Genomic DNA, 7,070 nt, shown 5'->3' with positions numbered 1-7,070 from the left:
TTCGCACAATAATTCCGCGCGTTTATTTATCGCAGTTTCTGTAACCGTTTTAGTAATAGTAAATTCTCGTGTGCCGAAAACGCTTTTATCCAAGCAGCCTAACTTAATCAGTTGCTCCGTAATAGCATCCGCTACAGTTAATACCGACGATGCTTTGACGATTTCGCAGCGCGCATAGCGGCTGCCAACAAATGAAACATCCGCAGCACGTAATGTCGGATCGCCACCGGGGATCTGCTGCGCACCAAATAACGGTTTTGCAGTTATTTGTGCCGATGCAAAACGAGGAATGTAGGGGGTTAAATGCGCAATTGCACTTTGGGTGCGCTCTCTTACCTCCTGCTTATTCCAGTTTTGTTCAATTTTATTGATAAAAGAGTCAGCTAATTGCGGCTGCGCGCTGTGCTCAGTGCTCGCCACTAAGCCATCTTTAAATAGAGTAATATTGTCAGTCATACCATGAAGTTGGAAGTAACCATCCGGATAAGGTGTAAATTGCGCCATGCCGTTTGGAGTGCCCCGCTCGCCATAAAAAACGACTTCCGGCCAAATACAATCACATGTCGCCCACCTGCAAACATAAGCCGCTTTAAACTCAACTAGACGCTGGCGTTTAAACCCCAACAAATCATCAATCTCACCGGTTCTAAAGCCAGCCGCATTAATCAGATAATCACACTGCAGTTGTTTGCCAACGCCCGCCTGCTGATAATCTATTAACCAGCCATTATTTGACTCACTAGCGTAAAGATTACTCACCAGACTGCCAGTCAGCAGCTGGCAGTTTCGATTTGACTCAAGGGAAAGTGACACGCTGGCGGCTAAGCGGAACAGGTTTAATCCATATTCCTGAACCATAATCAGTGGAAATTGCAGTGTATCCAAATCAACATTTTTAGCGACCGGGATCATCCATTGCGCCAATGTTTTTGGGGTTTTAACGGGATCTTGTAACGCTAACAGTTCAACCTCAGCTCGCTCAAACAGCTTGAAATAATCGCAACTCGCACCAAGCACTTCATTTAAGGGATCTTTTTCAATCAAAGCTTGATATTGTGCTTGCAGTTTTTTAAGGCGTGGTAATAACAATGCAGGAGAGCCATTATCATGTTTTGGCACAGCAACAACCGTTGGCCGATAATCGGCTGCATAAGGATATAAGCGTAAAAGGTCGATTGATTGTGCAAGCAGGGTCAGACATTGTTTATCTGAAATTTCGCGATATAAATTGCCCCCCGCATGCAGGTGACAAATAGGCGGACCATTAACCAGACTGGGCCCTTTTTCAAACAGTGAAACATCCAGCCCCAATTCACTTAAGTATAAAGCGACTGTTGCACCTGCAATACCGCCGCCAACAATCGCAACCTTAGTTTGCTTTGCGCTGTCGCTGTTTTTATCCACTTGCGCCATTTCAGCCATAGCTTTTTAACCTATGTCAGGTAGTTAGGACTTAATGTTGCGACAATATCGGAAAAATCATCAAAAACCACTTCCGGCTTATGAAGTCCAATATCTTCACCGTAATTATAACCATAGCTTAAGCCGATGCTGTCCATTTGCGCCGCTTTGGCCGCTAAGATATCGTTTTTTGAATCACCAACCATCAGACACTGCGCAACACTTACATTAAGTTCCTGACAAACATGTAATAAAGGCAGTGCATCAGGTTTACGTTTAGCCAAACTATCGCCACCTAACACCATTTCAAACAGATCGTTAAGTTGTAATCCTTCCAATATTGGCGCAATAAATTCAAACGGTTTATTGGTTACTATCGCTAAACGATAACCCTGCGCTTTTAATATTTTCAAACAAGAACGTACACTCGGGTAGAGTTGCGTATTAATACACAGGTTATCTTTATAAAAACTTAAAAAGGTCTGTAATGATTGCTCAAATAAATTGGCATCAAGATTTTTATCTATCTCTGCTTTTCCAGACAAACTACGTTTCACCAAAACGCCTGCACCATTACCTACCCAGGAGCGAATAATATCTTCACTAAATGTCGGCCGCGCTAAGGTGGTTAACATATGGTTAACGGCGAATGCCAAGTCAGGCGCACTATCAATCAGCGTGCCGTCTAAATCAAATAAAATGAGTTCTTTATTACTGAATTTCAATTTCAAAACCTTGATGTGCATCAATTAAAGAAAGCCATTATGCCAGTAACAACTTAAAAATGCGCCTGATTTTCTAAAAAACAAACAGTCCATAATTCATTAATATAGCTGAAAACAGAGTGGAGTATAAAGCACAATAAAAGTTAAATGGGCTAATTAAATGGAGTGAATTAAATGGGGCCAGGTTAAATTTAAGAATGAATGTTAACCTGCCCATTATTTAGCAAACAGACTGAAAGCGCAGTCGCTGAAAAGGTGAAAGGTTGTTTTGTTTTTTTGCCCGGTTTAGGGTGATTACAAAGCTGCTGATGAAAAGCCCCCGCCAGTGAACTGCTTACCACATGGGAAGCAGAAAATTCCTTACTATTAACTAAAGCGACAGGAAAATGGGATTGCGGGGTTTTCATGTAAAGTTCCTTATTACAATTTTTATCAATATCACCTAACGTTGCCGGCTGAATGTCAGCGGCGGTGATATTTGTTGTCCTTAACGGCCGGTTTTATCTGTTCTTAGATAGTAACTAAAAAGAGACAGCCAACTCAGCCTGGCTATCTCTTTCATACGTTAATTAATCACTACTGGTATTCAAATACGCTGAAACTGCTGTTTACCCCGTTGCTCGCTGCAAACCACATAATGCCATCGGTACCGCGACCACCGCCATCAACAACCGTGGCAAAGCCCCGGTAATCACTGCCAACGTGATCACAGGTATCTCCCCACCCAGGATGCTCAACATCAAAATCAAGCAGGTAAAAATTACTTTCTGTATCTGGGATGGTTTTAATGCCGTTAGCGTAAGTACAACGATAAGTACCAGTAGGCCCCCCCCTAAATTCGTCACTATCGACATCCGCCCTTAAACCGAAAATCTGCCCACTACTCACGGTATTGGTAGACCCTATCCATGTATTATAAGGCGACTCAGCCACAAATCGTGCTATGGTCGCACCACGCTCAAACAGCGCATTGTAGGTCAGATCAATAGTGCCACTGCCGTAACCTGTGCCGCTTAACACTAAACTGACCGTGGTTTGATTAACGATAGTGCCTATGGCATCCACTGTTTGACTGTTCACCCCCTCTTTATAGATATCGACCGTGGCGCTGAAACTGTCTCCATTATAACTTTGAATATTCCCCTCATAGAGCACGTTTTCCGCTTCATTAAACAGCATAAAATGCTCATTGTGGATCATCCCTTTTACATCCGCTAAATTATTAGTGCCATCATTGACACTGCCTGTCCCTTCAAATATACCGCTCGGCTCTGCTGTGCGGGTGGTGATTGCAAAAGTATCATCGACGCTGCCGACCGTTAGAGTAACTTCTGTCAGTTGATTAAGCATATCCGCCGAAGTTGCTCTGACGGTAATGGTTTGCCCGGCAACGACCGTAGTCTCGGCACTGCTGTACGCACCGCCATCAATTGAGTATTCACCGTCAGCAACAGTGACAGCTACCGCGCTGTTGATCCCTGTTACTGTAATAGAAGCAGATTCAACCAGTGTATTTAAAAACGCATCGTTTTTTTCTGTGAAGGTAAATAGATTTGGCAGTATATCGGCCTGCACCACAACAGAGCGTGTGATGTTAGTGGTGTGACCCGCCAAATCGGTTGCCGTGTAAGTAACGGTATAGGTATCGGGGGCCGTTTCGACTTCACCGCTAATGACCACAGCAACTGTGCCATCAACATTGTCTATCGCGCTTGCGCCCTGCTCGCTGTAACTTTCGCTGTTAATTAAGGTAACAGTTGCAGCACCATTAAGTGTGATGCTAGGACCGGCTAAATCAGCAACATTAACTGTGCGCATTACGCTGCTTGTATTACCTGCAACATCGGTTGCCGTGTAGGTAATAATATAGCTGTTGAGCATATCAATATTCACACCACCGCTAGTGGTCACAGTCACGCTGCTATCAAGATTATCAGTCGCGGCTGCACCTAAATCGGTATAAACATCACCATAGTTATGGTTAATCGTGCTCTCGCCTTCTAATTTAATGACAGGCGGTGTCACATCAACAACATTCACCGTACGAAACAGACTGCTTTGATTACCTGCGGCATCTATTGCTGTGTAGGTAATGGTGTAGCTGTTAACCGCATTGATATTAACGCTTCCCGTTGTTATCACGCTGACAACACCATCCAAAGAGTCGGTCGCAGTTGCGCCTGCATCAGTATAAATATCGCCTGCATTATGGGTAATAACACTGTCGCCGTTAAAGGTGATAACAGGGGATGTATGGTCATCGACATCGACATCGACAATACGCTGCACGCTGAGTTGATTACCCGTGGAATCCTTTGCTGTATAGGTCAGGGTATAACGGCCAACGGCATTGACATCGACACTGCCCGTCGTTACCACGCTGACGCTTCCGTCAATATTATCGGTCGCTGTTGCGCCTGCATCAGAATAAACCTCCCCCGCCTTGTGAGAAACAAGACTGCCGCCGTTAAGGGTAATAACAGGTGCCGTGGTATCTGGAACGACCTCACTGCCGCCGCCTCCGCCACCACATGCCGTTAAGCTGCTTAGGGATAATAACAGTAGTGCGTTTAGCGGAGAAAATGCGCCCTTGCCAACAGCAGATAAAGTGCTCGCCGATTTGTGGAGGTTACGCTGCCGATGGCGTTGCGTAGCGCCAAAACTAAGAAGCTGAGCTAAAGATAGCAATTTCATAAAACATCCCTGTGCAAATAAATGTAAATGTTAGGTAAAAGAACAGACAAAAAGAGTCAAATTTTTGCACGTGAATCCAACACACTTGAAACTATATTGACAATATAAAGACAATAAATCATCAACTCAGAAGTAACAAAACATTATTCGGCTTTTGTAATAGCAAGACACAAAACGAATTGATCCGTTTTATTGCTGGTGAGGTTTTAACTGCGCAATATCACAGGCGCGACTGAAGTAGCACTTCCGAAAACAGTTCACAAGAATTTCGAGCAAGAGCAGGATTTAAAGCTAAGACTGGAAACAAACAGTCCATAATTCATTAAGGTAAGTGAAAACCGAGTGGTATAAAGCATATTGGTTTTTAAGCTCCGCTAATGAAAGCGATAAATTTTCCTGATGCAAAAAGTAGTAGTGATTGATTAACTGCGCTTGTAAATCCGGACTGAACGCATTGATACAACAACAAGCAGCTAAATCGTAAGCAGCACAAGCAAGCACCGCATACTCCCAATCTAAAATTTTAATTTGCTGATTTTCAGCCTTAAGCACATTACTGAATGACAAATCGCCGTGGCATAAAATATCACGGGCGCAGCTTTTATCTAAGTGCATTGCCAGCTGTAAAAAACGCTGAAATTTAGCCTCATCTATCGGACTTTTTATCTGCCTTTTTAATAACTGCAATTCAAAGGCTAGCCGCTGAGGCTGGGCATGCAAGGCGGGTAATTGGTGGATAATTTGCAGTTGTGCGGCTAACAGTTCGATGCTGTGATAATCAACACAGGCGTTATCGAAAATTTGCCCTTTTATATATTCCTGTAATTTATATTTATCACAACAGGCAAGCACCTTAGGACTTATTCCCCTATCACTTGCCAATTTTTGAACTGCTAATTCACGCTTTCTAGCTTGCAGATCTCGCGCTTTAAGATTCAAGCGCTTGAAAACAGTTTGCTGGGCGTTTTCTGCGGTTAACAAAAAAACCTGATTAGTCAGAGCATGAGCAAATTGTTGTACATTTACTATTTGACCAATATGCAACTCTTCGAGCCAAATTAATTCATCACGGCTTAATTGAGACAACTGTTTAACCTCAGTTCGGGATTATGAAAGCGCAATACTTCTTAATATCATGGAGTGAAATTTTTATAACCTACAGTGTTGATCGTTTTGTGCAGTTCAAGGCAAATCAGCGTAGCTATTGCTAGCTGATTTAACGCAGCAATGCGCGAAAATAGCGGCACTGTATCGATTTGCTTATCCCTAGTTGTGGTTATTTGACCAACCAGGGGGTAATGCGCGCAACTTTAAACTCAACGAGCTTATCAATATCTGCGCTCTCTAACATCTTATTGGTAATTAGCAGATCGCCATTTTCAGCGACACTAATTTGCTTATCTAAACGGCTTAACTGTACATCTGTTAACGGCTCAGCTAACTGCAGACGCACACCTGAAAAAGCTGGTAAAAAGTATTTACCTACCATACCCGCATTCTTTTTTAACACACCTTCAAGTTGCTCACTGATTAAAGCTAAGCGAGCCAATGATAAGTTATCCAGTTCAGACTCTTTAGCCATTAGGGTCACTTGCAGATCACATTGATAATCCGCTTGTCCAGCTAGCAGTTCCACTTCAATCATAGCCCCATCTTTACGATGCTGATCTGAAAAAAAGGGTAATAAACGCCCCTCTTGTGCAAATTTGATCTGCTCTCGATTTTGATCTACAACGATTTCGGCTTGCTTAATTAAACATGCAGAGCCGCTATTTTTATCAACTAGATAAAAAGCGGTGGTGACATGCTCATATTGCAGTTTGTATAAGGTTTTCATGTAACCAAAAAACAGTGAATAATTTAATTTCAAAGGTGATGCAAAAACACTATTTGCACTCAAGGATAAAATTAATAATAGAGAAAAACGTCCCATTATAAGACCCTGTCAGCTAGCAGATTAAGCTTCAAATTCATCACTCGGCGTATCATCATGATCAGAGATTTCCGTCGCAACAAAACCCACAGCACAAAGACCCTGTTAACTAGTAGGTTAAGCTTCAAATTCATCACTCGGCGTATCATCATGATCATAGACTTCCATCGCAACAAAACCCACACCACAAAGACCCTGTTAACTAGCAGATTAAGCTTCAAATTCATCACTCGGCGTATCATCATGATCATAGACTTCCGTAGCAACAAAACCCACAGCACAAAGACCCTGTTAACTAGTAGGTTAAGCTTCAAATT

The 7,070-nt window shown here is 42.8% G+C and carries 6 protein-coding genes; all 6 read right to left on the bottom strand.

The features are described from left to right. Window positions 1-1,422: FAD-dependent oxidoreductase (locus tag AC4GME_RS13630; RefSeq protein ID WP_490379587.1), on the bottom strand; the 1,422-nt coding region annotated here is incomplete at its 3' end. A gap of 11 nt (window positions 1,423-1,433) precedes the next feature. Beyond that, window positions 1,434-2,126, bottom strand: a complete 693-nt coding sequence (locus AC4GME_RS13625; RefSeq protein WP_490379586.1) for a phosphoglycolate phosphatase — start codon at window positions 2,124-2,126, stop codon at window positions 1,434-1,436. A gap of 191 nt (window positions 2,127-2,317) precedes the next feature. Continuing rightward, window positions 2,318-2,533 carry a hypothetical protein gene (locus AC4GME_RS13620; protein ID WP_490376682.1) on the bottom strand — a complete coding sequence of 72 codons (216 nt, stop codon included), beginning with the start codon at window positions 2,531-2,533 and terminating at the stop codon, window positions 2,318-2,320. Window positions 2,534-2,702: 169 nt separating this feature from the next. Next, window positions 2,703-4,820 (bottom strand): immunoglobulin-like domain-containing protein, encoded by a 2,118-nt coding sequence (locus tag AC4GME_RS13615; protein WP_490376683.1) that lies wholly within the window; start codon window positions 4,818-4,820, stop codon window positions 2,703-2,705. 291 nt (window positions 4,821-5,111) lie between these two features. Further along, window positions 5,112-5,906, bottom strand: coding sequence for a phosphotransferase (locus tag AC4GME_RS13610; protein ID WP_490376684.1), 795 nt, complete (start codon window positions 5,904-5,906; stop codon window positions 5,112-5,114). 190 nt (window positions 5,907-6,096) lie between these two features. Further along, window positions 6,097-6,753, bottom strand: coding sequence for a DUF2987 domain-containing protein (locus AC4GME_RS13605; RefSeq protein ID WP_490376685.1), 657 nt, complete (start codon window positions 6,751-6,753; stop codon window positions 6,097-6,099). Between the last annotated feature and the right edge of the window lie 317 nt (window positions 6,754-7,070).

The organism is Psychromonas sp., from assembly GCF_983033635.1.
This window is presented reverse-complemented; position numbering and strand designations above follow the sequence as displayed.

Coding starts and splice junctions, on each gene's coding strand:
- AC4GME_RS13620 (WP_490376682.1), bottom strand. CDS start 2,533: ATGAAAACCCCGCAATCCCATTTTCCTGTCGCTTTAGTTAATAGTAAG.
- AC4GME_RS13615 (WP_490376683.1), bottom strand. CDS start 4,820: ATGAAATTGCTATCTTTAGCTCAGCTTCTTAGTTTTGGCGCTACGCAA.
- AC4GME_RS13605 (WP_490376685.1), bottom strand. CDS start 6,753: ATGGGACGTTTTTCTCTATTATTAATTTTATCCTTGAGTGCAAATAGT.